Annotated in this window: 26 protein-coding genes; 9 read left to right on the top strand and 17 right to left on the bottom strand. The window is 68.8% G+C overall.

All coding sequences use genetic code 11. The annotated features are described in order from the left end of the window. Positions 1 to 122 precede the first annotated feature (122 nt). Genes KDB89_RS03395 through cysE form a run of 4 tightly spaced genes read right to left on the bottom strand, consistent with a single transcriptional unit; the run spans position 123 to position 3,296 of the window. Positions 123 to 1,178 carry a GNAT family N-acetyltransferase gene (locus KDB89_RS03395; RefSeq protein WP_219083462.1) on the bottom strand — a complete coding sequence of 352 codons (1,056 nt, stop codon included), beginning with the start codon at positions 1,176 to 1,178 and terminating at the stop codon, positions 123 to 125. Between the two features lie 26 nt (positions 1,179 to 1,204). Continuing rightward, complete coding sequence (locus KDB89_RS03390; RefSeq protein WP_219083461.1) at positions 1,205 to 1,633, bottom strand: CBS domain-containing protein; 429 nt, start codon at positions 1,631 to 1,633, stop codon at positions 1,205 to 1,207. Between the two features lie 38 nt (positions 1,634 to 1,671). Continuing rightward, positions 1,672 to 2,490 carry an aminoglycoside phosphotransferase/kinase family protein gene (locus KDB89_RS03385; protein ID WP_219083460.1) on the bottom strand — a complete coding sequence of 273 codons (819 nt, stop codon included), beginning with the start codon at positions 2,488 to 2,490 and terminating at the stop codon, positions 1,672 to 1,674. After that, positions 2,481 to 3,296: a serine O-acetyltransferase gene (gene cysE / locus KDB89_RS03380; RefSeq protein WP_219083459.1), complete on the bottom strand. Its 816-nt coding sequence runs from the start codon at positions 3,294 to 3,296 to the stop codon at positions 2,481 to 2,483. The genes KDB89_RS03385 and cysE overlap by 10 nt, the downstream gene beginning before the upstream one ends. Before the next feature lie 245 nt (positions 3,297 to 3,541). Between cysE and KDB89_RS03375 the strand changes: the two genes are divergently transcribed. Then, entirely contained in the window at positions 3,542 to 3,922 is a 381-nt protein-coding gene (locus KDB89_RS03375) for a DoxX family protein (protein ID WP_219083458.1), read from the top strand. A gap of 181 nt (positions 3,923 to 4,103) precedes the next feature. Here the strand turns inward: KDB89_RS03375 and KDB89_RS03370 are convergent, their stop codons facing one another. Both KDB89_RS03370 and KDB89_RS03365 read right to left on the bottom strand, forming a co-directional pair. Beyond that, positions 4,104 to 5,042: a cation diffusion facilitator family transporter gene (locus KDB89_RS03370; RefSeq protein ID WP_219083457.1), complete on the bottom strand. Its 939-nt coding sequence runs from the start codon at positions 5,040 to 5,042 to the stop codon at positions 4,104 to 4,106. 2 nt (positions 5,043 to 5,044) lie between these two features. Beyond that, complete coding sequence (locus KDB89_RS03365; protein ID WP_219083456.1) at positions 5,045 to 5,401, bottom strand: ArsR/SmtB family transcription factor; 357 nt, start codon at positions 5,399 to 5,401, stop codon at positions 5,045 to 5,047. Positions 5,402 to 5,481: 80 nt separating this feature from the next. Between KDB89_RS03365 and nhaA the strand changes: the two genes are divergently transcribed. After that, complete coding sequence (gene nhaA, locus KDB89_RS03360) at positions 5,482 to 6,729, top strand: Na+/H+ antiporter NhaA (RefSeq protein ID WP_219083455.1); 1,248 nt, start codon at positions 5,482 to 5,484, stop codon at positions 6,727 to 6,729. A gap of 82 nt (positions 6,730 to 6,811) precedes the next feature. Continuing rightward, entirely contained in the window at positions 6,812 to 8,314 is a 1,503-nt protein-coding gene (gene putP / locus KDB89_RS03355; protein ID WP_219083454.1) for a sodium/proline symporter PutP, read from the top strand. Positions 8,315 to 8,321: 7 nt separating this feature from the next. Here the strand turns inward: putP and KDB89_RS03350 are convergent, their stop codons facing one another. Next, on the bottom strand, positions 8,322 to 9,761 hold the full coding sequence (locus tag KDB89_RS03350) for an amidohydrolase (RefSeq protein ID WP_219083453.1): 1,440 nt from the start codon (positions 9,759 to 9,761) through the stop codon (positions 8,322 to 8,324). 48 nt (positions 9,762 to 9,809) lie between these two features. On the opposite strand from KDB89_RS03350, the gene KDB89_RS03345 reads away from it, so the two are divergent. From KDB89_RS03345 to KDB89_RS03335, 3 genes are all read left to right on the top strand, one after another. After that, positions 9,810 to 10,328 (top strand): hypothetical protein, encoded by a 519-nt coding sequence (locus KDB89_RS03345; RefSeq protein WP_219083452.1) that lies wholly within the window; start codon positions 9,810 to 9,812, stop codon positions 10,326 to 10,328. A gap of 23 nt (positions 10,329 to 10,351) precedes the next feature. Continuing rightward, complete coding sequence (locus KDB89_RS03340; RefSeq protein WP_219083451.1) at positions 10,352 to 11,173, top strand: SDR family NAD(P)-dependent oxidoreductase; 822 nt, start codon at positions 10,352 to 10,354, stop codon at positions 11,171 to 11,173. 123 nt (positions 11,174 to 11,296) lie between these two features. Next, entirely contained in the window at positions 11,297 to 12,688 is a 1,392-nt protein-coding gene (locus tag KDB89_RS03335; protein WP_219083450.1) for an MDR family MFS transporter, read from the top strand. Here KDB89_RS03335 and KDB89_RS03330 read toward each other — a convergent pair. Next, positions 12,663 to 13,130, bottom strand: a complete 468-nt coding sequence (locus KDB89_RS03330) for a GNAT family N-acetyltransferase (protein ID WP_219083449.1) — start codon at positions 13,128 to 13,130, stop codon at positions 12,663 to 12,665. The genes KDB89_RS03335 and KDB89_RS03330 overlap by 26 nt on opposite strands. 80 nt (positions 13,131 to 13,210) lie before the next feature. Between KDB89_RS03330 and KDB89_RS03325 the strand changes: the two genes are divergently transcribed. Continuing rightward, complete coding sequence (locus KDB89_RS03325; protein ID WP_219083448.1) at positions 13,211 to 13,630, top strand: GNAT family N-acetyltransferase; 420 nt, start codon at positions 13,211 to 13,213, stop codon at positions 13,628 to 13,630. Between the two features lie 173 nt (positions 13,631 to 13,803). On the opposite strand, the gene KDB89_RS03320 is transcribed toward KDB89_RS03325, so the two are convergent. The 7 genes from KDB89_RS03320 to KDB89_RS03295 all read right to left on the bottom strand — a co-directional run bounded on the left by KDB89_RS03320 (position 13,804) and on the right by KDB89_RS03295 (position 20,390). After that, a complete protein-coding gene (locus KDB89_RS03320) occupies positions 13,804 to 14,820 on the bottom strand; it encodes a glycoside hydrolase family 43 protein (protein ID WP_219083447.1) in 1,017 nt (338 codons plus the stop codon). 209 nt (positions 14,821 to 15,029) lie between these two features. Continuing rightward, positions 15,030 to 15,161 carry a hypothetical protein gene (locus KDB89_RS14580; RefSeq protein WP_255556179.1) on the bottom strand — a complete coding sequence of 44 codons (132 nt, stop codon included), beginning with the start codon at positions 15,159 to 15,161 and terminating at the stop codon, positions 15,030 to 15,032. 758 nt (positions 15,162 to 15,919) lie between these two features. Then, positions 15,920 to 16,711 (bottom strand): HTH domain-containing protein, encoded by a 792-nt coding sequence (locus KDB89_RS03315; protein ID WP_219084183.1) that lies wholly within the window; start codon positions 16,709 to 16,711, stop codon positions 15,920 to 15,922. A 117-nt stretch (positions 16,712 to 16,828) separates the two neighbouring features. Further along, positions 16,829 to 17,902 (bottom strand): redox-regulated ATPase YchF, encoded by a 1,074-nt coding sequence (ychF, locus tag KDB89_RS03310; protein WP_219083446.1) that lies wholly within the window; start codon positions 17,900 to 17,902, stop codon positions 16,829 to 16,831. Positions 17,903 to 17,987: 85 nt separating this feature from the next. Beyond that, positions 17,988 to 18,410: an organic hydroperoxide resistance protein gene (locus KDB89_RS03305; RefSeq protein WP_439654866.1), complete on the bottom strand. Its 423-nt coding sequence runs from the start codon at positions 18,408 to 18,410 to the stop codon at positions 17,988 to 17,990. Between the two features lie 5 nt (positions 18,411 to 18,415). Beyond that, a complete protein-coding gene (locus KDB89_RS14805; protein WP_439654865.1) occupies positions 18,416 to 18,889 on the bottom strand; it encodes a MarR family winged helix-turn-helix transcriptional regulator in 474 nt (157 codons plus the stop codon). 238 nt (positions 18,890 to 19,127) lie between these two features. Continuing rightward, on the bottom strand, positions 19,128 to 20,390 hold the full coding sequence (locus KDB89_RS03295) for a M18 family aminopeptidase (RefSeq protein ID WP_219083444.1): 1,263 nt from the start codon (positions 20,388 to 20,390) through the stop codon (positions 19,128 to 19,130). 86 nt (positions 20,391 to 20,476) lie between these two features. Between KDB89_RS03295 and KDB89_RS03290 the strand changes: the two genes are divergently transcribed. Both KDB89_RS03290 and ilvA read left to right on the top strand, forming a co-directional pair. Further along, positions 20,477 to 21,985: a DNA recombination protein RmuC gene (locus KDB89_RS03290; protein WP_255556178.1), complete on the top strand. Its 1,509-nt coding sequence runs from the start codon at positions 20,477 to 20,479 to the stop codon at positions 21,983 to 21,985. A 48-nt stretch (positions 21,986 to 22,033) separates the two neighbouring features. Beyond that, the gene (ilvA, locus tag KDB89_RS03285) at positions 22,034 to 23,302 is read left to right on the top strand and encodes a threonine ammonia-lyase IlvA (protein ID WP_219083443.1); all 1,269 of its coding nucleotides are present in this window, start codon (positions 22,034 to 22,036) and stop codon (positions 23,300 to 23,302) included. Here ilvA and KDB89_RS03280 read toward each other — a convergent pair whose 3' ends face one another. Beyond that, positions 23,303 to 23,842, bottom strand: a complete 540-nt coding sequence (locus tag KDB89_RS03280; protein WP_219083442.1) for a hypothetical protein — start codon at positions 23,840 to 23,842, stop codon at positions 23,303 to 23,305. A 392-nt stretch (positions 23,843 to 24,234) separates the two neighbouring features. Further along, entirely contained in the window at positions 24,235 to 24,825 is a 591-nt protein-coding gene (locus KDB89_RS03275) for a hypothetical protein (protein ID WP_219083441.1), read from the bottom strand. Positions 24,826 to 24,982: the final 157 nt, after the last annotated feature.

Below are 24,982 nucleotides of genomic sequence, written 5' to 3'. Positions count from 1 at the left end.
ACCGACACACGCCACCCTTCTTCGCACATGCCACCGCCATGGCGGTGGCATCTGCTGAAAGCGGTGGCGTCGGTCGGTAAGGGTGGCGTCTGCTGAGAACGGTGGCGGGGCACCGGGGGGGCTCAGCCGACCGGCGGGTCCTTGCGCATGGCCTGCGTGGAGCGTGCGACCGTGAACCCCAGCGACGTGTAGAGCCGGTCGGCCCCGGTAGGGCTCTCGGAGTCGACGCTCAGCTCGACGACGGTGAAGCTCCCGTCGCGCCGCGCCAGGTCAAGCGTGCGGGAGAGGGCGAGCCGGGCGAGTCCCCGCCCGCGGGCCTCACGCACTGTCCCCACCAGCGCGATGTACAGCTCGTGGGGGGCGTACTGCTGCGCCAGCACGTACGCCAGGACCGACCCGTCGTGGCCCTTGACCAGCGTCGAGAACTCGGGACGGGCGGGGCGACCGCGGACGAGGTCGCGCCAGCGGTCGACATCGTGCGGCGCGAACCCATAGTGGTCGGCGAACGCTGCGTTGTGCGCCAGACGCACGGCTTCCTCGTCGTCGAGGGTCGGCGAGACGACCACGATCCCCGAGCTCTCCTGCCCGGCCGTCGCGCCACCACCAGATGGCTCGGACGAGCTCCCGAAGGGCGTCCCTGCACCGGTCGCCCCAGTGTCGGCTGTCGGCGCCGGCACACAGATCGGTGCTTCGGGGATATCAGGCCCTGGCAGCGAGCGCTCCATGTCGGTGAACCAGCGCACGACCCGGTATCCCGAGCGCGACAGCAGCCTGGACGCGGACGAGCCTTCCAACCCGCCGGAGGCGCGGAGGTGGAACGGCAGCCCCGGATTCCGGTGGGCGCTGAGCTCCGCCGCCCTGGTCTCCATCTGCGAGAGCAGGACGCGTCCGATGCCCCTGCCCCGCCACCGGGGTAGCACGCCCCCATCGAGCTGGCAGCGGACCGTGCCGTCCTCCTGGGGACCCGACCCCACTCTCAGCTGACCGTAGGCGACGAGCTGAGCACCGTCCCACACAGCCCAGCTGTCCAGGACGGGGTCGAAGCCGGTCTCGGTCAGCTCCTCGGCCAGGTCCTCGGCCTCGTAGAACTCATTCGTGCCGTCGGCCGTCGCGAGCGCGCTGGTCAGCACCGCCCAGGCGGGCACGGAGGAGTCGTCGAGCCAGGTCCAGGTCAACACCTGCGTGACTCTGCCAGCCGGCGAGGTCAGCCGTGGAGGTAACTCACGAGGTGGTCGGTCTCGGACTGCAGCAGGTCGATCCGGTGCTTGACGATGTCGCCGATCGACACGATGGCGGCGAGTCGCCCATCGCAGATGACCGGTACATGTCGCGTGCGGAGTTCGGTCATCGACTCGGCGACCTGCACCAGGTCGTCGTTGAGCCCACAGGTGTGCACCGGGGCGTCGAGGAGTTCGCCGATCGGCAGCTCCAGCGCGGCGGCGCCATGCGCGCCGATGGCCCGCACCACGTCCCGCTCGCCGGCGACGCCGACCACGTGTGCCTCGGCATCGGTGATGACGACCGCGCCGATGCGGTGCTCGTTGAGCAGTTCAATCAGGTGGGCGACGGTGTCGTCCGCGCCTGCGGTGACCACCGAGGCGCCCTTGGCTTGAATGATGTCGTTGATCCGCATGGAGGGAGGGTATCCCCGCCGCAAGGGCAGGTGATCGGTCACATCATCAGTGCTTCGTGCAGACCCACCTGAGAGTCGCGCAGCCACTCCTCGCGACGGCGGATGGCGTCGCCGACACCCTCGTCCCACATGCGCTGCCATCCTCCGCCGAGCCGCTCGGCTCGGTCCTTCATGGAGTACCAGGAGCGCTCCGCGATGGACACGGAGACGCGCGGGACCCACTCGCGGTCGGCGCGGTCGAGGCCGTAGGCATCCGCAAGGGCCCTTCCCCGGACCGCCACGTCGACGTCGTCGAAGACCGGGTTACGGTCGTTCGGGTGGTGCCAGCCTGCCCACCACAGCAGCAGGTTCGCCACCGTCACCGCGCGCGAGGTCGGCCTGGCGAGGTCGAAGTCGATGAAGGCGTAGGCCACCTGGTCGCGGAAGACGGTGTTCTCCGGCGTGACGTCGCAGTGGCTGACGAAGGTGTCCGGCGGGCCTACCGGCTCGGGTGATCCGGCTGGCCGGGCACCGGGTTCTGCGGCGTCGGGGACCCCGAACGGCTGCATGGCATCGTCGAGCCTCCTCAGCAGCCTCGCGACGCTGATTCCGCGGTCGTGGTCGGCGACCCAGGAGGGCCACGGCCTGCCCGCCACCTCGCCGTCGACGAAATCGAGGATCTCGCGTCCCTTGGCATCGAGGCCGAGGAAGCGGGGGGCGCCGTCAAAGCCGGCGTGCTCGAGGTGCCGCAGGACCGTGTGGATGAACGGGCTGCGGGAGGTGACGGGTCGCCGGACGGTGTCGCCGACGCGCACGACGCCGTCGGTGACGTCGCCGCCGAGCAGCGGGATCTCGTCTGGTCCGCCCGTCAGATGCACGGATCGAAGCTGTCGTCGATGCTCTGGTCCATGTCGAAGGCGGGCAGCGAACTGGCGGGCACGTTGACGACCTTGGCGGGCACACCGGCGACGGTGGTGTGGTCGGGGACATCGCGCAGCACGACGGAGCCTGCGCCGATCTTCGCGCCGGTGCCGACGCGGATGTTGCCGAGCACCTTCGCGCCGGCGCCGATCAGCACGCCGCGGCCGATCTTCGGGTGGCGGTCGCCGCCCTCCTTGCCGGAGCCGCCGAGGGTGACCTCGTGCAGCATCGAGAAGTCGTCCTCGACGACGGCGGTCTCGCCGATCACCACGGAGGTGGCGTGGTCGAACATGATGCCCTTGCCGATGCGGGCGGCGGGGTGGATGTCGACGGCGAACACCTCGGAGATACGCGACTGCAGGTACCAGGCCAGCGGCTTGCGGCCGAGGTTCCAGTAGGCGTGCGCGACGCGGTACGCCTGGATGGACTGGAAGCCCTTGAAGTAGAGCAGCGGGTTGGAGTAGCCCGGGCAGGCCGGATCGCGGCTGACGACGGCCTGCAGGTCGGCGCGGATCGAGCGCTGCACGCACTCGTCCTCCTCCAGGACCTGCTGGAAGATGTCGCGCAGGCCGAGCGCCGGCAGCGTCGAGTTGTCGAGTTTGCTGGCCAGCAGGTAGCTCAGCGACTCCTCGATGTCCGCCTTGCTCAGCACCGTGGCGTGCAGGAAGCCCGCCAGGAGGGGCTCGTTGGCCGCGGCCTGGGCGCACTCCTCCTTGATGGCGTTCCAGATCTGGTCGTCGGGAACGATCTTCGACGGGTCCATGACTCTCCTCTGCGGTGGTGCGGGCCCCAGGCTACCGATGCGGGGGGACGGCGGCGCAGGTCTTCTCTACTGGCGATCCGCGGACCCGTGGCGGAGCTCAGTGTCGGGGAGCCCCTGCGGCACCCGGCGTCGTAGATCTCCGCCGGAAGCTCGTCCCTTTCTGCCACGGCCATCGGCCAATCTCCCGCCAGCCAGCCCTGGTGAGGGCTAGTTTCAGGTGACGACCACCGACCGGAGGCAGGACCATGGCCAGCACGACGACGACAGCGAACCTGATGGCGGGAGCCCTCGCGCTCATGGGCACGCTCCACTTCGCACGACCGGCCCCGTTCGATGGCCTCGTCCCCGACGAGCTGCCCGGGTCGGCCAGGACGTGGACGTACGCGTCGGGCGTCGCCGAGCTGGCCGTCGCGGCCGGGCTGGCCGTACCCGCGACGCGCAGGGCCGCGGGCTGGGCGGCCGCGGGCCTGTTCGTCGCCGTGTTCCCCGGCAACCTCAACATGGTGCGGCTGTGGTGGGACCGGCCCCTGGGATACCGGCTCATCGCGATAGCCCGGCTGCCCCTGCAGTGGCCGATGATCCGCTCGGCACTGCGCGTGGCCCGCGCCACGAAACCGGTTCCCTGAGCTTGTCGAAGGGCCCTGAGCCTGTCGAAGGGGTTGAGGCTTCGCGGTTCCCTGAGCTCGTCGAAGGGCGGTGAGGAAGCGCGCCAGCGCTGACGAAGCGTCGCGCAGGTTTGACCTTTCACTGCGTTCACGGCGTTTCGACAGGCATGTGCTGAGCTTGTCGAAGTGCTCAACGACCGCGTCAGTCGTGACCCGCCGGCTCACCCTGCCGGAAGGCTGCACTCTCCAGCTGGAAGGTGGTGTGGGCAACCTCGAAGTGCGTCTCGACACAGTCGCGGACCTCGTCGAGAATCTCCAGGGCGTGACCGTTCTGGAAGCACTTCTCACCCACGACCAGGTGCGCGGTCAGCACCGGCAGCCCTGTCGCGACCGTAGAGGCGTGCAGGTCGTGGACCTCGCGGACATGCTCGACGTCGAGCAGGTGGCTGCGGACCTCGTCGAGGTCAAGGCCGTCGGGGGTGAACTCCATCAGCACCCGGGCGGTGCCGCGCATGATGACGACGGCGCGCGGCACGATGAGTGCGGCGATGAACAGCGCGGCCAGCGCGTCGGCCTGCTGGAAGCCGGTGGTCGAGATCACGATCGCCGCGACAATCACGCCAAGCGAGCCGAGTGCGTCGTTGACCACCTCCAGGAACGCGGCCTTCATGTTGAAGTTCGCGGAGCGGCCTGAGTACAGGATGAGCATCGAGGCGACGTTCGCCATCAGGCCGACGATGCCGAAGATCAGCAGTTCGGTCGCCGGGACCTCGGGGGGCTCGAACAGGCGCCGGACACCCTCGATGGCGGCGAAGAGGCCAACTCCGAGGAGCAGCACCGCCTGCCCGAGCGCGGCGATGATCTCGACGCGGCGGAAGCCCCAGGTGCGGCGGGGGTCTGCGGGGCGCAGCATCAGCGTCGCCGCGGTCAGCGCGACGACGAGGCCGCCGACGTCGGTCGCGGCGTGCACCGTGTCGGTCAGCAGTGCCAGCGAGCCGGTGATGGCGGCGCCGACGACCTGGGCAAGCAGCACCACCGAGGTGAGGCAGACGACGACGAGCAGGCGGCGACGGTGCGACGGCGCCGCCGCCAGGTCCGCGGTCCCCGGGCCATGGCTGTGCCCTGCGTGGTCGTGGGCCATGGTCACTGCCCTCCCATCAGCTGTGTGCAGAGCCGCACACGCGACCCTGTCGCGTCGAGCAGGTGCCCCGAGGCCTGCAGCAGGCCGGCCAGGTCGTCGGCGTCAGCCAGCGCGTACCAGGATGCCCTCCCCTCCGCACGCACCACGACAAGGCCGCACTCGTGCAGGCAGCGCAGGTGGGCACTCACCGTCGACTGCGCGAAGCCGAGGTGGTCGACGAGGTCACGCACGCGGTGCTCACCCCCGGCCAGGTGCTGGAGGATCGCGAGCCGGTTGGGATCGGAGAGCGCGTGGAAGAGCCTCGCGAACGTGGCGGTCGAGTCGGGGTCGATCACGACCTCCGCAGTTTGCATCGTCATGATGCGATCCTATCGCTACACGGCGATACTGACCACCTGGCCGCGTTCATCGTGGCAGGGCGGGGATAGACTCACCCGTGATGACTGAGACGACCGCGCCCCCCGGAGCCCTCTCCAGGCTGCATGCTTGGGTGACCCGCGAGACATCGGGCGGCATCCTGCTGCTCGTAGCCGCCGCGGTCGCGCTGATCTGGGCGAACTCCCCCTGGCGGGAGACCTACCACGCTCTCGCGGCCTTCGAGTTCGGCCCGGAGGCCCTGCACCTGAGCCTCGACTTCGCCGACTGGGCAGCCGACGGCCTACTCGCCATCTTCTTCTTTGTGGTCGGCGTCGAGCTCAAGCACGAGATCGTGGCCGGCAGCCTCAGCAGGCCGAAGGAGGCGGCCGTCCCCGTGCTGGCTGCAGTGGGCGGCATGGTCGTTCCCGCGGTGATCTTCGTGACGGTGACCGCGACTCTCGATCCGACGGCCCTGCACGGCTGGGCCATCCCCACGGCCACGGACATCGCGTTCGCGCTGGCCGTCCTCGCCATCTTCGGCAAAGGCCTGCCCCGCGCTCTGCGCGTGTTCCTGCTCACGCTGGCCGTCGTCGACGATCTGCTGGCCATCATCGTGATCGCCGTCTTCTATACCGACCATCTCAGCCTCGGCATGCTCGCCCTCTCACTGGTGAGCGTCGCCGCGTTCGCATTCGCGGCCCGCATGAAGCGGACACGGTGGTGGCTGCTGATCCCGCTGGCGGTGCTCGCCTGGGCCCTGATGCACGCCTCGGGCGTGCATGCGACCATCGCGGCCGTGCTGTGCGGCCTGACGGTCGCCGCGAAGCCCCTCCACAGCGAGGACGATGCACGGACGCACCGCTTCGAGACGCTGGTCAAGCCCTGGTCCGCCGGCCTCGCGCTGCCGGTGTTCGCCTTCTTCTCCGCGGGTGTCACGATCGTCGACGGCGAGGGTCCCGCCGCGGTGATCGGCCAGCCCGTGGTGCTCGCGATCGTCGGCGGCCTCGTGGTCGGCAAGATCGTCGGCGTCCTCGGCACCACCGCGCTGGTCACCCGGCTGACGCCGCTGCGGCTGCCGGACGCCATCGGCCTGCGGGACCTGCTGCCCGTCGGCATGCTCTGCGGCATCGGCTTCACTGTCGCGTTGCTGATCGCCGAGTTGTCCTTCCCCGACTCCGAGCACACGGCCGGCGCGAAGCTGGCGGTGCTGATGGGCTCGACCCTGGCGGCCATCATCGGGGCCATGATGCTCCGCCGCGACGCCCGCCTCGCCCGCAACTCCGACATGAACGAGGACGGCATCCCCGACACCAACATCTCGCCGATCTGATCCGGGGCCGTGGGCGCGTCGACGGCGAACCTGCCCGTCATGGCAAGCTGGTGCCCCTGTCGACGTCCCCAGGGGTGAGCCCATGTCCGAGCACGCATTCCAACTGCTGGCCATTGTCGTGTACTTCGCGGCGATGCTCGGCATCGGCTACTACGCCTTCCGACGCACGTCCACCATCGACGGCTACATGCTGGCCGAGCGGAACCTCCGGCCTGGGGTGGCGGCACTGTCGGCGAACGCGTCGGACATGTCCGGCTGGCTGCTCATGGGCCTGCCCGGAGCGATCTACCTGTCGGGACTGGTCGAGGCGTGGATCGCGATCGGGCTCACGCTCGGCGCCTGGGTGAACTGGAAGGTCGTCGCGCCGCGGCTGCGGGCCTACACCGAGATCGCCGAGAACGCCATCACCATCCCGAGCTTCTTCGGCAAGCGGCTGCCCGGCGAGACGCGCCCCGTCCGGATCGCGGCCGCCGCGGTGATCCTCGTCTTCTTCACGTTCTACGTCTCCAGCGGCATGGTGGCCGCCGGCAAGTTCTTCGCCAGCACCTTCGGCTGGCACTACCTCGCGGGCATGGCGCTCGTCGCGACCATCACGGTGCTGTACACGTTCATCGGCGGCTTCCTGGGCGCGACGCTGACCGACGTCGCGCAGGGCGTCCTGATGCTGACCGCCCTGATCGTGGTGCCGATCGTCGCGATCGTGTCGATCGGCGGCTGGGACGCGGCGACGGCGCAGATCACCGCGCAGAACGCCGACGCGTTCAACCTGTTCGCCGGCATCGACGACAAGGGCGCCTTCCTGTGGACCGTGGGGATCATCTCCACCGCCGCCTGGGGGCTCGGCTACTTCGGGCAGCCGCACATCATCGTCCGGTTCATGGCGCTGCGCACGGCGCGCGAGGCGAAGACCGCCCGCCGCATCAGCCTCGGCTGGATGATCCTGACCTGCGGTGGCGCGATCCTGACCGCGCTCATCGGCGTCGGCTACTTCGCCGGGGACCCCGCCAAGAAGCTGGAGGATCCCGAGACGGTGTTCCTCCTGCTCAGCCAGATCTTCTTCCACCCCTTCGTCGCCGGACTGGTGCTCGCCGCGGTGCTGGCGGCCATCATGTCGACGATGTCGAGCCAGCTCGTGGTGTGCTCGTCGGCGCTGGTGGAGGACCTCTACAACCTGGCCGGGAGGCGCAGCAACCCGCGCGTGGAGTTGCTGCTCGGCCGGGTCGGCGTCCTGATCATCGCGGTGGTCGCTGCGTTGCTCGCACTCGACCAGGACTCCGCGATCCTCGAACTGGTGTCCTTCGCGTGGGCCGGGTTCGGCGCCGCCTTCGGCCCCGTCGTGCTGATGTGCCTCTACTGGCGTCGGTACACGGCCGCCGGCGCGCTGGCCGGCATGGTCACCGGCGGCGTGGTCGTGCTCATCTGGGGGAACATCCCGGCGCTGCACTCCGCGATGTACGAGATCGTGCCCGGCTTCCTGCTGAACCTGCTCGTCGGATACGTCGTCTCCCGACTGACCTGGAAGGGCGATGAGCCGAAGGTCGACGAGGAGTTCGACGCGATGTCGAGGATCCTCGCCGCGGACTGATCTGGCGTCAGGACGGGCCGTGGGTCCAGCGGCCGTCGACCATGGTCGCGGCGACCGGCATGGCCCGCAGTGCCGCGGCGTCGGCGCCGACGGGGTCCCCGTCGAGGATCGCGATGTCGGCCCGTGCGCCGGGCGCCAGCGGACCGTCGACGCTGGCGGTGACCGCCTCGTCGAGTGTGATCCGCTGTTCCGGGTGCCAGGGAGCGCGCTCGTCACGCGTGCGGAACACGGCTGCGCTGATGGCCTGCCAGGGGTCGAGCGGCGCGACGGGGGCGTCGGACCCGAACGCGAGCGTGACCCCGGCGTCGAGCAGGGTGCGCAGCGGGAACGCGCGGCCGGTGCGGGCGGGCCAGAGCGCCTCGGCAGCGTCGCGGTCGTCCATCGCGTGCTCGGGCTGGACGCTGGCGACGATGCCGAGGTCCGCGAACCGGGGCGCGTCGGCATGTCGGAGCAGCTGCGCGTGCTCGATGGAGCCGCTGGCGCGGCTGATCGCGAAGGCGTCGAGCGCCAGTCGGTTGGCCTCGTCGCCGATGGCGTGCACCGCGACGTGCAGCCCGTGGCCGCGGGCGGTGGCGAGGAGGTCGGTGAGCTGAAGGGGGTTGACGTTGAGGACGCCCCGGTCGGCCGTGCCGGGGTACGGGTCGACGCAGCAGGCCGTGCGGGTCGTCAGGGAGCCGTCGGAGATGATCTTCAGCGATCCGACGCGGAGCAGCCCGGCGATCTCCCGCCCCGTGGTGAGGCCCTCGTCCAGGGCGCGGGCGAGGTCCTGTGGGTAGATGCCGAAGTCGACGCGGGCCGCCAGCGGTCTGGTCGAGGCGCGTCGGGTCCAGCTCTCGAGGTTCCAGGCCATCTCGAAGTCGACGATCCGGGTGACCCCGCGCGCGGCCGCCTGACGCAACGCCTCGTCGACCCAGGCGTCCGAGCTCTCGACAGGAACGGTGTCGAGAGCCCTCAGGACCGCGAACGCCGCATCCTCTGTGAGCGGGGAGTCGACGTCGGCCGGGTCGTAACCGAAACGGTGCAGCGCCGCGGAGTTCAGCCACACGCTGTGCAGGTCGGCTGAGGCCAGCACGACGGGGCGGGCGCCGGTCGCCGCGTCGAGGCCGGCGACGGTCGGGCGGTCGGTCCAGAGCGGGGCCCTGAAGCCGAACCCGACGAACACCTCGTCCGTGTTGCCGGCCAGCGCGGCCGCGACCCTGGCCGTCGCGTCCGAGGCGGACGCCGAGGCGCTCAGATCGAGGCGCCGGGACAGCGTCGCCCACTGCGTGACGTGCACGTGGTGGTCGACCAGGCCAGGCATGACGCGGCGCCCGTCGAAGTCGCGGACCTCCTCGGCTGCCCCGGGCGTGAGGTCCCCGACCTCGACAATCGCCCCGTCGCGGACGCGCACGTCGACGGGGCTGTCGGCGCGAAGGGGTCGCAGGCGACGCAGCAGCTGGGAGGTCATCGCACCATTGTGGGACCATGGCGCCCTCCCCGGACGTAGGCTTCCGGCATGCGACGCCTCCTCCTCTTCCTGATCCCGCTCGCCGCGCTCGCGGTCGCGGGCTGCTCCGGCTCGCCCGAGCCCTCCACGCCGTCCCCGACGCCCACCGCGTCCGCGACGTCCTCCTCGCCCGCGGCGACTCCCGAGGAGAGCACCCCGATGCCCGCCTCACCCTCCCCGGACGACCCCGACAAGGTCCTCGACCTGGACGGCGACTGGAAGCAGACCGACGCCGAGTCCCCCGACGCCTGGCAGGCCGCGACGATCGCCGACGGCATGATCACCATCCTGTGGGTGAGCGACGGAGGCGACACCACCACGCTCTACTGGGCCGGCAGCTTCGACGCGCCCACCGAGAAGGGCGGCACGTACTCCTGGACGTCGAAGAACGACCATGGCCAGACCGACGGCGCGGCGCAGGGCTCCAAGGAGGACACCAAGAAGTTCTCCTACGCCGACGGCGTGCTCAGCTACTCCGTCACCGTCGACGACGAGGCGAGCACCGTCGAGCTCGGCAGGATGGGCTGACACCGGGCTGGCAGGATGGCGGCGTGGGAACCGAACGCATCGTCGTCATCACCGGGGCATCCGACGGCATCGGCGCGGCCGCGGCCAGGGCGCTGCATGCGCGCGGCGACCGCGTCGTCGTGGTGGGCCGCAACCCGGCGAAGACCGAGGCGGTCGCGCGCGAACTCGACGCCGAGTTCCACGTCGCGGACTACGCGGACCTGGCCCAGGTGCGCTCGCTGGCCGCCGCCCTCGACCGACTGCCGCGCATCGACGTGCTGGCGAACAATGCCGGCGCGGCGATGCTGCACCGTCGGATCACGGTCGACGGCTTTGAGGCGACGCTGCAGGTCAACCACCTCGCGCCGTTCCTGCTGACCTCCCTACTGCTCCCGAAGCTGATCGCGAGCAAGGCGGTGGTGATCCAGACCTCGAGCATCGCGTCGCGGCTCATCGGGGGCATCGACCTCGACGACCTCCAGTCCGAGCGCCACTATGCCGTGCTCAAGGCCTACGGGAGGGCGAAGCTGGCGCAGAACATGTTCACGCGCGAGCTCGCCCGCCGCTACGGGGCGCAGGGGCTGCTCGCCGCTGCCTTCCATCCGGGCATCGTCGGGTCGAACTTCGGCGCCGACAGCTCCCGGTTGATCCGGCTGGCCTACCACTCGCCGCTGAAACGGCTGATCACCGTGACGCCGGAGCAGGGCGCCGACCAGCTGGTCTGGCTGGCGACATCGCCTCCCTACTTCGACGGGCATTCCGGCGAGTACTACGAGAATCGCCTCATCGTCGGCACGGCAGCGCGCGACCGGGACCTGGCAAGACGCATGTGGGAGCGCTCAGCCGAGCTCGTCGGCGCCGCGTAGGACTCAGCGACGGTCGGCTCGCGCCCGCACCGTCGTCCAGCCTTCGGGACCCGGCAGGGTCGCCTCCCCGCGGCGCGACCCCCTGGCCGTAGGGTTCGACTGCGCTGCACGGAAGGAACGCGGATGTCCGATGCCCCGACACTGACTCGGGCCCAGTGGCTCACGGCGATCGCGCTGATCGTCGGCGGCCTCGCGCCGATCTTCGACTCGACGATCGTCAACGTCGCGCTCAAGTCGCTGGCCGCCGACCTCGGCGTGCAGATCGCGACGATCCAGTGGGTGTCGACGGCGTATCTGCTGTCCCTGGCGATCTCCATCCCTGTCGTCGCGTGGGCCGAACTGAGGTTCGGGAGCCGACGGGTCTGGATCGCCGCTCTGCTGGTCTTCCTCGTCGGCTCGGTCGCCTGCTCCCTCGCGTGGGACGCCGGGTCTCTGATCGCGTTCCGCGTCGTACAGGGGTTCGGCGCCGGCCTGATGATGCCGCTGATGCAGTCGGTGCTGATGCGGCAGGCGGGAGGCAGGAACATCGGGACGCTGATGGGCATCGTGTCGCTGCCCATCGCGCTCGGCCCGATCCTCGGGCCTGTGATCGGCGGCGGCATCCTCGCGGTCGCGTCGTGGCGCTGGCTGTTCCTCGTCAACGTGCCGCTGTGCCTCGTCGGAGTCGTGCTCGCGCTGCGCTGGGTCCCCGGGGAGGCGCTGGGGGCGCGCCGCCCGTTCGACTGGCTCGGCTTCCTGCTCGTCTCCCCCGGTCTGGCCGCCGTGCTGCTCGCCCTGTCGAACTCCCACGACGACGGGGGTTTCGCCCGCCCCGACGTCGGGTGGCCGCTGGCCGTCGGGGCGCTGCTGCTCGCCGCGTTCACGTGGCACGCCCTGCGGCGCGGCGACACGGCGCTGGTGCGGCTCGGGCTGCTGCGTGCGCGGGAGCTGAAGGTCGCCACCGTGGCGATGGTGTTCACGGGAGCGGCCCTGTTCGGCGCGGTGTTCCTGCTCCCGCTGTTCTGGCAGACGGTGCGCGGCACGGATGCGCTGGGGGCCGGGCTGATGATGATCCCGCAGGGGATCGGCACGCTCGTCGTGCGGACCCAGGCCGGCCGCCTGACGGACCGGATCGGGCCCCGCTGGATCGCGGTGACCGGCTTCGCGGTGGCGGCTCTCGCGACGGCCCCGTTCGCATTCGCCGACGCCTCGACCAGCCCCGTCTGGCTGGGGATCGTGCTGTTCCTGCGCGGCTGCGGGCTCGGGACTGTGTTCATCCCGATCATGGCCGCCGCCTACACCGGCCTGCCCGGCGGCGACGTCGCAGACGCGAGCATCATCACTCGCATCGCGCAGCAACTCGGCGGGGCGCTCGGCACCGCGCTGCTCGCCGTGCTGCTGCAGGCATCGCTGAACGGCGGCGGGACGCCCGTCGACGCGTTCCACGTGGCGTTCTGGTGGGCAACGGGCTTCGCGGCGGTGTCGATGCTCGTGGCGCTGCTGCTGCCGGTCATCTCCCGCGCGGAGCGAGGCTGACGGAGAAGTTCGTGAGCCGCACGCCCCTGATCACCGGGTGGTGCTCCGCGTCGACGCGGAAGCCGCGGGCCTCGAAGAACGGCCGTGCGGTCAGGCTTGCGCGGGCGGTGACGGTCGCCGTCGGGTCGACGAGGCCGAGTGCCACCTGTAGCAGGGCCGTGGCCACTCCCCGGCCGGCGAAGCGTGGGTCGACGAACATCATGTTGAGGTAGGCCTCGTCGTCGATCTCGGTGAACCCCGCGGGCACCCCGTCGATGCGGGCGATCAGGCAGTGCGCCTTCATCCGGTTGTCGTTCCAGAGGCCGAGGTCGTCGACGCGCGACCACACCACCACCTGCTCGGGCGTGTAGTCCCGAGAGGCGGTACCGCGGATGGCCGCCTGGAACAGGTCGCGGGTGAGGGCAGCGTCCTGAGGTCGGTAGGCCGTGATCCCGATCGTCACGCGACAATCCTCCCGCACCGCGACGGCCAGCCGCCCTCAAGGCCGACCGTCGCGAACAGGTGTGGCCCTATGCTCGGCCCATGGGGGACATCGAACTGACAGATCATGATCTTCCGTCGGCGGCCGAGCTCGTGGAGCTCTACGGAAGCGTCGGGTGGAACATGTACACCCGGGAGCCGTCGAGGCTGCAGGACGCGCTGCGCCGGTCGCTCCGGGTCGTCTGCGCACGCGAGGACGGCCGACTCGTGGGGCTGGCCCGCGTCGTCGGCGACGGACTGACGGTCGTGTTCCTGCAGGACATCCTGGTCGCACCCTCGCACCGCCACGCGGGTCTGGGGCGGGCCCTGTTCGAACGCGTCTTCGAGCCCTACGCGGGCGTGCGGCGGAAGGTGCTCCTCACCGATGAGCGGTCCCGGCAGAGCGAGTTCTACCAGCAGATGGGCTTCCGCGACATCGGCATCCTGGAGCACCCGCTGCGGGCGTTCCTGAAGTCCAGCTGACCTCCCCCGCCACCCTCTACGACCCATCACCATCCCTTCCCGCCCTCTTCACCTTCCACTTCCGTGCACAAAAGTGGCCAGAGCCGCAGCACTCGGAAATAACGAGAGTGCTGCGGCTCTGGCCACAGTTGTGCCGGGCTCGGGGCTCCGGCGGATCGGTAAGGGTCCTGGTGTCAGAAGCTGCCGTCGAGGCCGAGGACGTCGACCGATGTCGGGGCCGGTCGCGTCAGAGGGATCGGCGTGCCCCAGACGGGGTTCCCATCGGCGTCGAACGGCAGGATCTGGGCGCAGGCCTGGCGGTTCGGCTCCCAGAGGGGATCGCCGACGAGTTCGGTGTAGGTGCGGGCGTGGTACACGAGCACGGTCTGCCCGTCGGCGGTCTCGGTGAAGCTGTTGTGACCGGGCCCGTAGATGCCGACTTCGGGGTCGGAGGCGAAGACCGGGTCGGGGCTCTTGGTCCACGACGCCGGATCGAGGAGGTCCGCGTCGGCGTCGGCGGTGAGCACGCCCATCGCGTACTCGATGCCGGTGCCCGACGCGCTGTAGGTCAGGAAAACCTTGCCGTCGCGGATGAGGACAGACGGCCCTTCGGCGACCCAGAACGTGACGATCTCCCAGTCGTACTCGGGCTTGCAGAGCATCACGGCATCGGTCGCGAGCGTCCAGGGGTTCTCCATGCGCGCGATGTAGAGGTTGGAGTGGCCCTTGACGGCAACGTCCTGCTGCGCCCAGACGAGGTACTGCTCGCCACGGTGCACGAACGAGGTGGCGTCCAGTGCGAACGACTCCCAGCCCGTGTTGACCTGTCCCTTCTCGACCCAGGTTCCAGTCAGGGGGTCGTCGTCGGTGCACTCGAGCACGAAGACGCGGTGGTTGAAGGTCTCGTCGGCGCCCGGAGCGTCGGCGGTTCCGTCCGTGTTCGGCGCCGCCGCGTAGTAGATGTACCAGGCGTCGCCCACGCGGTGGATCTCTGGAGCCCAGATCAGCTGCGACTGCGGCCCCGACTCGTGCTTGGTCCAGATGGTGACCTCGTCGGCCGACTGGAGGTCATCGAGCCGCGCGGCTCGGCGCAGCACGATGCGGTCGTAGAGCGGGTAGGAACCGGTGAAGTAGTACTGCCCGTCGTGGCGCAGGACGCACGGATCGGCGCGCTGCAGGACGATGGGGTTGACGTTCAGGTCCGTGGCCACAGGTGTGCTCCTCAGCGGTGAGAGTCGGGTCCGGCGATCCGGAATCCCGGTCGCACAGCATCCACAGTAGGCGAAGGCCCCGACTCGGACCAGCGCGGGGGCGCAAAAATGTGAACGATCACATACCGAGAGAAACCACGGGGTGGGCGGCAGCGCCGCCCACCCCGTGGGAATCAGATGTCAGCCTTCGGCCGACGGTGACCGTCGCGTCAGCGGCGGACCTTCAGCGACGACTTCACCACGACGTGGCCCTTGGACGTGTGCTTCGACGTCTTCGAGTCCGGCGTGTACGACACGCGCATCGTCGGGTTGATGGCGACGCCGACCTTCGAGGCCGGCACCTTGACAGTGAAGTTCTCGGCCTTGGTGAGGGTCGTCCTCGCGACGTGTCAGCACGAACGACGGCGCCTCACTTTGACCACTTCTCCCCGGCTCCACGCACCCACTCCCATGTTTCCAGCCCCATGACGAGCGCACCGATCCCGATGAGGAACTCGGCATGGTTTCATAGGGCCTGCTTCGGCGAAGGCCTGCGAAAGTAGCCAGTCCACAGAGTGCTCGGGCGTGGCGATGAACCCGTCGAGGCTGGTCGCGGTGTAGAAGTGCACACTCATCATCCGACGGTACTGCGCACCTCGGACACTGTGGCTCGGCACAGAGCGGCGAGGCGTTCGGGGCCTTCACCTCGCCGCGACGGCAAGATCAGACGTTGAAGCGGAACTCCACCACGCTCCGCGCGTTGTGAGCATTTGCTGGGCATCCGTGAGCATCTTTGGGTAAGAGTGGCAGACGCATCGGATCATCGGTAGGGGTCGCGGCGGTGCCCGGCGCGCAGCACAAGAACCAGCAGCTCATCCTCCTGGACCTCGTACACAACGCGCGGTGCGCGACCACATGCTTGTGAAACTGACGTCATCCCACCGGCCTCACCCACCTTGAAAGACTCTGGATCGACGAGCGCTCGCTCGAAGTCAGAGCGCGGATGGACGAGAGCGCGCGACAGCTGCTCTCTGAGTCAGAGGAGTTGACCTCCGTCAGCGTCAGCTGTGTCAATCCGGGGTGAACTGGACGCGCCGCAACCCTACGACCACGGAGACCGTCATTGCTCCCCACCGGTAAGGCGCTGAAAGAACTGCTGTGCGCGTCGGCGTTCAATCTGAGGATCCACAGTCTGAATAAACTCCGTGGCGCTAAATCCGTCGCCGCGGCGCCTATTCTGCGGGGGTTCCAGCCCCTCGATCAGCAGTGCCTCCATCGTGGCTACGAGCATATCGACGGCGAAGTTGCCTGCTGGGACCTGACCGAGACTGCCGTCATCAGCGACCGCCCGGACGCCGAACCACGAAAATCTGTCCCAGCGACCAGTCAACCGGTCACGTGTGTGGTCCCAGAGACGGGGTCCGAGTCGGGGCTCGGTGATGCGACCTACATAGATGACACGGTCACCAGAATATAGGATGTAGACCCCGACCTGATCAGCAAAGTTGATCGGCTGCGCTGCCTTCAGCTGAGCACCGAGAAGCGACTGTCCGCGCTGCTCCCAATCGACCTCCTCGCGACGCCAGAACATACCGAAAGCGTTCAGGAAGCCTGTGTCTTCCGCATCGACTTCGGTAGCCGCTGATCCCTCGCTGCTCGAAGAGACTGGACGGTCGGCACCCTTGGGGCTCACCGGGGTCGGCGACGAGGAAGCCAATGCGTAGACACCCCTGTCTACGCGAACGAGGTCATTCTGCAGGTACATTGAGATGGTGGCCGCAACGGTCGCAGCTGGAGTAGCTCCGCCTTCACCACGCAGGCCGTTGTCCAGTATCCGCTGAGCAATCTCGGCGTAATGCAGAGGCTCCGTGGCCTCCGACACTACCTTGAGAATGGCGCGTCGCCACGGCATGTCTTTCATAGTTGGGATCATATCGCTAGCTCCACGCTCCCGCAGTTGTCGGCCCCTATCGTCGCAACCGGTCGGAGACCGACCTTCCGTCAAGGTAGGGCATCAGGGAGGCAGCCGCTAGACGTTAAACCGGAACTCCACCACGTCGCCGTCGGCCATGACGTAGTCCTTGCCCTCGAGGCGGACCTTGCCGGCCGACTTGGCGGCCGCCATCGAGCCTGCGGCGACGAGGTCGTCGAAGCTGACGACCTCTGCCTTGATGAAGCCCTTCTGGAAGTCCGTGTGGATGACGCCGGCGGCCTCGGGCGCGGTGGCGCCCTTCCTGATCGTCCAGCCGCGGGCCTCCTTGGGACCGGCGGTCAGGTAGCTCTGCAGGCCCAGCGTGTCGTAGCCGACGCGCGCGAGCACGTCGAGGCCGGGCTCCTCGACACCCATCTCGGCGAGGAAGTCGCGGGCCTCGTCCGCATCCATCTCGACGAGCTCGGACTCGAACTTCGCGTCGAGGAAGATCGCCTCGTTGGGCGCGACGAGGTCGCGCATCCTGGCCTTCAGGTCCTCGTCGACCAGCTCGTCCTGGTCGCAGTTGAAGACGTACAGGTAGGGCTTCGCCGTGAGGAGGTGCAGCTCGTAGAGGGGCTCGAGATCCAGGCCCGCGGTACGGACGCCCTTGCCGGACTCGAGGGCGTCCTTCGCCTCCTTGAAGGCGGCGGCCTTGGGCTGCGACTCCTTCTTGATCCGCGCCTCCTTCTCGATGCGCGGCAGCGCCTTCTCGACGGTGGCGAGGTCGGCGAGGATCAGCTCGGTGGTGATGGTGTCGATGTCGCTGGCGGGGTCGACCTTGCCGTCGACGTGCGTGACGTCCTCGTCGTCGAAGACGCGCGTGACCTGGCAGATGGCGTCGGCCTCACGGATGTTGGCGAGGAAGGCGTTGCCCATACCCTCGCCCTGCGAGGCGCCCTTCACGATGCCGGCGATGTCGACGAAGCTCACGGTGGCGGGCACGATGCGCTCGGAGCTGAACACTCTCGCGAGCGCGGGGAGGCGCTCGTCGGGGACGCCGACGACGCCGACGTTCGGCTCGATCGTCGCGAACGGGTAGTTCGCCGCGAGGACGTCGTTGCGGGTCAGCGCGTTGAACAGGGTCGACTTGCCGGCGTTGGGGAGGCCGACGATTCCGATAGTGAGTGCCACGAGGGGACAGCTTACCGTCCGCGGACACGGAACCGGCCATGCCGGGTCGGTGGACCCGGCATGGCCGGTCGTGCGGTGCGAGGGGTCAGTCGTCGGAGACGGTGACGTTCACCTCGATGTTGCCGCGGGTCGCGTTGGAGTAGGGGCACACCTGGTGGGCGGCGTCGGCCAGCGCCTGGGCCTGCTCCTTGGGCACGTCGGGGATGACGACCTCGAGGTCGACGGCGAGCTGGAAGCCGCCCTGGCCGTTGGAGCCGATGCCGACGCGGGCGCCGACGGAGGTGTCGTGGATCGCGACCTTCTGCGCGCGGGCGACGGCCTGCAGCGCGCTGTGGAAGCAGGCGGCGTAGCCGGCGGCGAACAGCATCTCGGGGTTCGGGGCGCCGCCCGTGCCGCCCATCTCCTTGGGGACGCGCACGTCGGTGTTGACCAGCCCGTCGGCGGATGCGACGTGGCCGTTGCGGCCGTCGCCGGTTGCGAGGGCCTCGATGGTGTAAATGGCCTGCATGGTGGTCACCTTTCGTTCGACGGAGCCGCGGTCTGCAGTTCCGGTGAGTCAGTGGATGTGGCGGTTGCGAGCCTGTCGGTGAGCTCGTGGAGTCGGCCGACGAGGTCGGCGATCCCGTCGGCGGTCACGCCGGTGCAGCGGATGAGCTCCGTCGGGACCACGAGCATCTCGGTGCGCAGCTCCTCGGCGCGGGCTGTCGGGGCGACGACGACAACGCGGTTGTCGTCGGCCTGTCGGGTCCTCGTGACGAACCCGGCGACCTCCATCCGCTTGAGCAGCGGCGAGAGCGTCCCCGAGTCGAGGCCAAGGTCGTCGCCCAGCTCGCGGACCGACAGCTCCCCCCGATCCCAGAGCTCGACGAGCACCAGGTACTGCGGGTAGGTCAGCCCCCAGGGCTCGAGCAGGCGACGGTACGCCTGGGTCGTCGCGCGACTCGCGGAGTAGAGCGCGAAGCAGAGCATCTGGTCAACTGTTGCCACGTCAGAAGTATTGCACACAATTCAACTGCGCACAACCATTCTCACCGCGAGGTCTCCACCACCCGCATCCCACCCCTCCCGCGGACGCCAACGAAATAGACAGACGCCAACGGCATTCACGTGAATATCGTTGGCGTCCGTCTAGTTCGTTGGCGTCTGGATGGGATGGCCACGGCAGGCTCCGACAGCCGACAGCCGACAGCCGACAGCCGACAGCCGACAGCCGACAGCCCGAGGGTCAGCCCGCCCAGTAGGCCTCCATGGCGCGTGCGGTGAACCACGGGTCCTCAACCCCACACATCTCGCGGGCAGAGTGCATGCTCAGCAGCCCGGCGCCGACGTCGACGGTCCTGATGCCGAGCCTGGTCGCCGTGATGGGGCCGATCGTCGACCCGCAGGGCACGTCGTTGTTCGAGACGAAGGGTTGCGTCGGCACCCCGGCCTTCTCACACGCGTTGACCCAGATGGCCGTGCCGATGGCGTCGGTGGCGTAACGCTGGCTGGCGTTGATCTTCAGCAGTGGACCACTGTTGGGGAGCGGCTGGTTCACCGGATCATGCTTGCCCGCGTAGTTCGGGTGGACGACGTGTCCGCAGTCGGCGGAGACGCAGGAGGACCGCGCGTACATGGCGCGGGTCTCGTCGAGGCCGAGGCCATAACCGGCGGCAATGCGTTCGAGCACGTCACCGAGAATCGGCCCGGCCGCGCCGGTCGCCGTCGCGGAGCCGACCTCCTCGTGGTCGAAGGCTGCGAATACCGCCACGTCATCGGTGGCTGTCAGCGACTCCATGGCGGTCAGGGCCGCATGCGTGGACAACAGGTTGTCCAGGCGCGCCGAGGCGAAGAACTCGCGCTCGACGCCGATGACCGCCGGCCGCTGGGTGTCGAAGGTGAACAGGTCGGTCGCGACGGCGTCCTCCACCGCCACGCCGGCGAGCGCGCACAGCGTCTCGAGCAGCGGCTGCTTGAGGTCGAGGGCGACGATCGGCTGCGTGTGGGCCTGGCGGTCGAGCTTCAGACCGTCGTTGGCGCCGCGGTCGAGATGGATGGCGAGCTGCGGAATGCGCGCGATCGGGCCCGTCCTCACGAGGTGCGCCTGCCCGTCGCGGGTGACGATGCGCCCAGCGAGGCCGAGGTCCCTGTCGAGCCACGAGTTGATGAGCGGCCCTCCGTAGATCTCGACCCCGATTCCCGTCCACCCCGCCGAGCGCAGCAGCGGCCCTGGCTTGACCTTGAAGGCGGGGGAATCGGTGTGGGTGCCGACAATGCGGAAGCCCGTCTCGGCCCTGACCGTCTCGGGGGCCACCCAGGCAATGACGGCGCCCTCGCGCAGGACGAAGCGTCGGCCGGTCACGTCGCCGAAGGGGCGGGTCGGGTCGACCCCCTCGAAACCTGCGAGCCGCAGCCGCACGGCAATCTGATCGGCTGCGTGGTAGCTGGTGGGCGAGACCGACACGAAGTCGGCAAGGTCGTCGATGTGTTCGAGGGCAGTTCCGAGCATGGCCCCAAGGCTAGACCCCGCCCGCTGGCACCCCTCCGCGGTGTGCCGTTCAGGAATTGTCGGACCGGCCTGCAAAGCTGAGAGATATGGACGCACTGACCATCGTGATCGCGCTGCTCACCCTCATCATCGGCGCCGTGGGCGGATTCCTGTTCGGCCGACGGGGGCAGTCCGGCACCGCCGCCGAGCCGGATGCGCGGGCGCTGACCGACGCGCGCCAGGACGCGGCCACCGCCCGCGCCGAGGCAAGCCGCGCACGCGAGGAGTCGGCCATGGTCAAAGCCGAGATCGCGCAGCATCTGGCAGACAAGGCGGATCTCAGGACACTGGCGGAGGAGGCCCGTCGGCTCGTGGCGGAGGCGCACGCCGAGACCTCGCGCGTCGCGGCGAACGTCGCGGCGCTGACGGCGGAGCGGGACGCGGCCCGCGAGAAGGCGGCCGAGCAGGCTGCCGACCGCGAGACGCTCCTGAACCAGTTCAAGGTGTTGTCCGCCGAGTCGCTGGAGCGCCAGGGCAAGCAGGCCGACGCGGCCGCCGAGCAGCGGCTGAAGGCCACCGAGCAGCTCGTCGCCCCGCTGACCGACGGGCTCAAGCAGATGCAGGAGAAGCTGCAGACTGTGGAGACCACCCGCGCCCGCATGGCGGCGGAGCTGGGCGAGCAGGTGAAGGTAGTGCGCGAGTCCGGTGAGGCCATCCGCCGGGAGACCACGACGCTGAGCAACGCGCTCCGCACGCCGCAGGTCCGCGGCGCGTGGGGCGAGCAGTCGCTCCGCAGGATCGTCGAGATCTCGGGGCTGTCGGAACGCTGCGACTTCGACACGCAGACCACCTACCAGTCCGAGGAGGGGCCGTTCCGCCCCGATCTCCGCGTCAACCTGCCCAGCGACAAGGTCATCTTCGTCGACTCCAAGGCCCCCCTGCAGGCGGCCCTCGATGCCTACAACACTGCTGACGAGGCCGAACAGCGCGAACATTTCGCCCGCTTCGCCCGCCACGTCCGCGCCCACATCGACCAGCTCTCCGCAAAGGGCTACTGGCAGCTGGATCTGGGGTCGCCCGAGTTCGTCGTGCTGTACCTGCCGTCGGACGAGATCTACCGCCTGGCGCTCGAGCAGTTGCCCGACCTCCACGAGTACGCCACGCGTAAGCACATCGTGCTGTCGAGCCCCGGCCTGCTGATCCCGATGTTGCAGGTGGTCGCGAACGGCTGGAAGCAGGTGGCGCTAGCCACGACGGCTCAGGAGATCTCCGCACTCGGGCGCGAGCTCTACAAGAGGCTGGCCACGCTCGGCTCGCATTTCGACAAGCTGGGCCGCTCGCTCACCGCGACGGTGAAGAGCTACAACAGCGCCGTCGCCACCCTCGAGACCCGAGTGATGGTCCAGGCCCGACGTTTCCGCGACCTGCAGGTTACCGACGAGGAACTTGGCGATCTCGATCCCATCACGGAGTCGACGCGTCAGCTGGCCGTCACCGAGATGATCAACTACGCGGAGGAAAGGGAACGCGAGCGCGGCCTGCTGGCAGCCGACGATCCCGACCTGGATGTGCGCGCCCCTCAGCAGCTGCGCGGCATCGAACAGGCCGGGGCCTGATCGTCGAGAGCTGGCGCGGCGCCCAGGCAGCGGCAAGAATGACGTCCCATGAGCCTCCTCACCGATCTCGCCGCGCAGATCCCCGACGCCCTCACGCGGCTGGCGGATGTCACCCGGCCCACCCCGGTGCACCTTGACCCGCGCCTGACGAAGGCGACGGGGTCGCAGATCTGGCTTAAGCGTGAAGATCTCCAACCCGTGCGGTCGTACAAGCTGCGCGGCGCCTACAACCTCATGGCGCAGCTCAGCCCCGAGGAGAAGGCTGCCGGTGTCGTCTGCGCATCCGCGGGCAACCACGCCCAGGGCGTCGCGTACTCCGCTGCCGCACTCGGGGTCCGGGCCACCATCGTCGTTCCCCTGACGACGCCCCGGCAGAAGCGCGACCGCATCCAAGATCTCGGCGACGGCTTCATCAACCTCGTCTACCACGGAGCCACCTACGACGCCGCCTCCGAGGAGGCCACCCGCCTCGCCGTCGAGGAGGGCATGGCTCCCGTACCGGCATTCAACGACCCCCGCACGGCCGCCGGCCAGGGCACGATCATCGTGGAGGCCATCGAGCAGCTGGGCTTCGTGCCCGACGTGGTGGTCCTGCCCATCGGTGGCGGCGGGCTGGTCGCCGGGGTCAGCGCCTGGCTCCGGACCCACCACCCCGAGGTCCGCATCGTCGGCGTCGAGCCCGAGGGCGCCCCCTGCATGGCGGCCGCCATCTCCGCCGGTCACCCGGTGACGCTCAAGGAGATCGACACCTTCGTCGACGGCGCCGCCGTCCGTCGGGCCGGCGACTTCACGTTCGAGGTCGTGCGCGAGGCGGGCATCGAACTCACCCGAGTCCCTGAGGGGCAGATCTGCACCGAGATGCTCGCGATGTACCAGACCGACGGCATCATCGCCGAGCCTGCCGGCGCCCTGGCCGCGGCCGCGCTGCCCACGGGCGGAGTCGGGCCGAGGGTGGCGATCACGCCAGGTTCACGGGTGCTTGTGCTGGTCTCGGGCGGCAACAACGACGTGTCGCGCTACGGCGAGATCGTCGAGCGGTCGCTGATCCATGAGGGTCGCAAGCGCTACTTCCTGATCGAGTTCCCTCAGCAGCCGGGCGCGCTGCGGTCCTTCCTCGACTCCGTGCTCGGGCCGGAGGACGACATCACGTTCTTCGAGTACATCAAGCGCAACAACCGCGACACCGGCCCCGCCCTGGTGGGCGTCGAGCTGGGCAACCCGAGCGACTATCGATTCCTGGTGGAGCGCATCGAGGCATCTGGCATGGAGGCACACGAGGTGGCCTACGACAGCCCGTACTTCCAGTTCCTGGTGTGATCAGCCGCCGACGGGGATGTTGACCGACTGCAGCTCCACTACCTCGTAGGCCTGCTCGCGGCGCAGATCCAGCGGGATCGTTCCCGACTGCCCACCCCCGGTCCACTCAACCAGCCAGTGTGCCGTCGCCGTCACCGTGTAGTCGCCCCGCGACTCGTACATGTAGCCGCAGTCCGGAGAAGCGATGTTCTGCCCGCCATTGGTGCGGGCCTCCGACCAGACGGCGCCCTTGTCGCACGTCACCGTGTCGCCATTGCCCATGTCCCATTCGACGTTGCCTACCCGGGCTGACAGCGTCACTGTGACGCCACCCTCCGAATCCGAATCAGAGATCGGACCCCACTGCCGCTCGGACGCAGGCTCCACCCACATCCACATCTTCCAGCCAGTGACCCCAGACAACGGCCACTCCCCACCCCGGGGATGGAGAGCCATCTCGGGAGCCTGCAGTTCCAGCCGGGCCAGAATCCGCTGCGCGAGTTCCTCCGGATCGACGCTCGCCTCCTCGGGCGGTGTGGGCAGCCAACGGATGGTGGTCATCGCCGGGTCCGGAGTCCCGTCGAAGGAGGGTCGGGTGCACTGGTAGATCGCTCCGTCCTCTCTTCCGCGCCAGACGGCGTCACCTTTAGGAGGCTGCGGTTCCACGCGCTTGCACCAACCCTGGACCACGTCACTCCACCACCCGAAGCCCGTCTGGCATGCAACCTCTCGGCCAACGAAGAGGCAAGTCCGCCGATCTCCCGGGGCACCACCACCCTGGGAACTACCATCAGAACCAGGCGATGTACTGGCAGGTGAACCTGGAATCACTTCCGAGTTATCACATGCACCCATTGACGCATCGAACTCCTCGGGACACGACACATCGGCATGCACACTAGAGACCCCAGCACATGAAACCAACACAATTAGGATTAACGAGGTCGGAACTCTCAGCACTTGGCTTCCTTGTCGTGAATTCTCGCCACCCGCCAGATGCCATCCGCACCCTCGTGCATCGTGGCCGTCTCCACATAGGTATCCGCCACGTCTCGCTCGAACACCTCACCGGTATCTGCGTGCCGCACGTCAACGTGGCGGGTATCGAAGCAGTATTGAACCTCAGCAATGCCCTTATCGACCCGCTTCACCCGTACATCCCTAAATACCTGACCACCCAAGGTCTTGAGGTCGTTCTCGCGCATATAAGTGAGAAAGTTCAGGAGTATCCGACCCCTCTCATCGGTGGTAACATACGACACCTCGGAGAAATCAGTGTACCCATTTGGGTCCGCAGTGAATTTTGCATAGACCCGCCAGTACTCCTGCCAGCCGGCGATGATTGCCGCTTCCTCTGCCGACTCCGTCGGCAGATCGCTCGGGTACGTCGGCATCACAGTGGGCGACGGACTGGCGCTCGGAGTCGGCGATGCAACAGGGATCGACGTCGTCACGGCTGTCGGCTCCGGCGACACCGACTCCACACCGTCGCCAGCGCACCCGACGAGCAGCACAACTGCAATCAGCATCACTGAAGCCCGCATGCGCCTGTCCTCTCCGTCGAGTGCGGTGAATCTAGCGACCGGACGGGTCACCTGACAGACAGGACGCCGACCTGTGGATAAACCGTGACGGGGGGCGCAACCAGACGATCGATCTGCGGCGGCAGCGGGCCGCGCAGGCACAGTGAGCAGATCCTCC

Origin of the sequence: Tessaracoccus palaemonis (genome assembly GCF_019316905.1) — a bacterium.
Lineage (GTDB): Bacteria > Actinomycetota > Actinomycetes > Propionibacteriales > Propionibacteriaceae > Arachnia > Arachnia palaemonis.
Note: the sequence above shows the minus strand (reverse complement) of the source record. Positions and strands in the feature narration are given on the sequence as shown.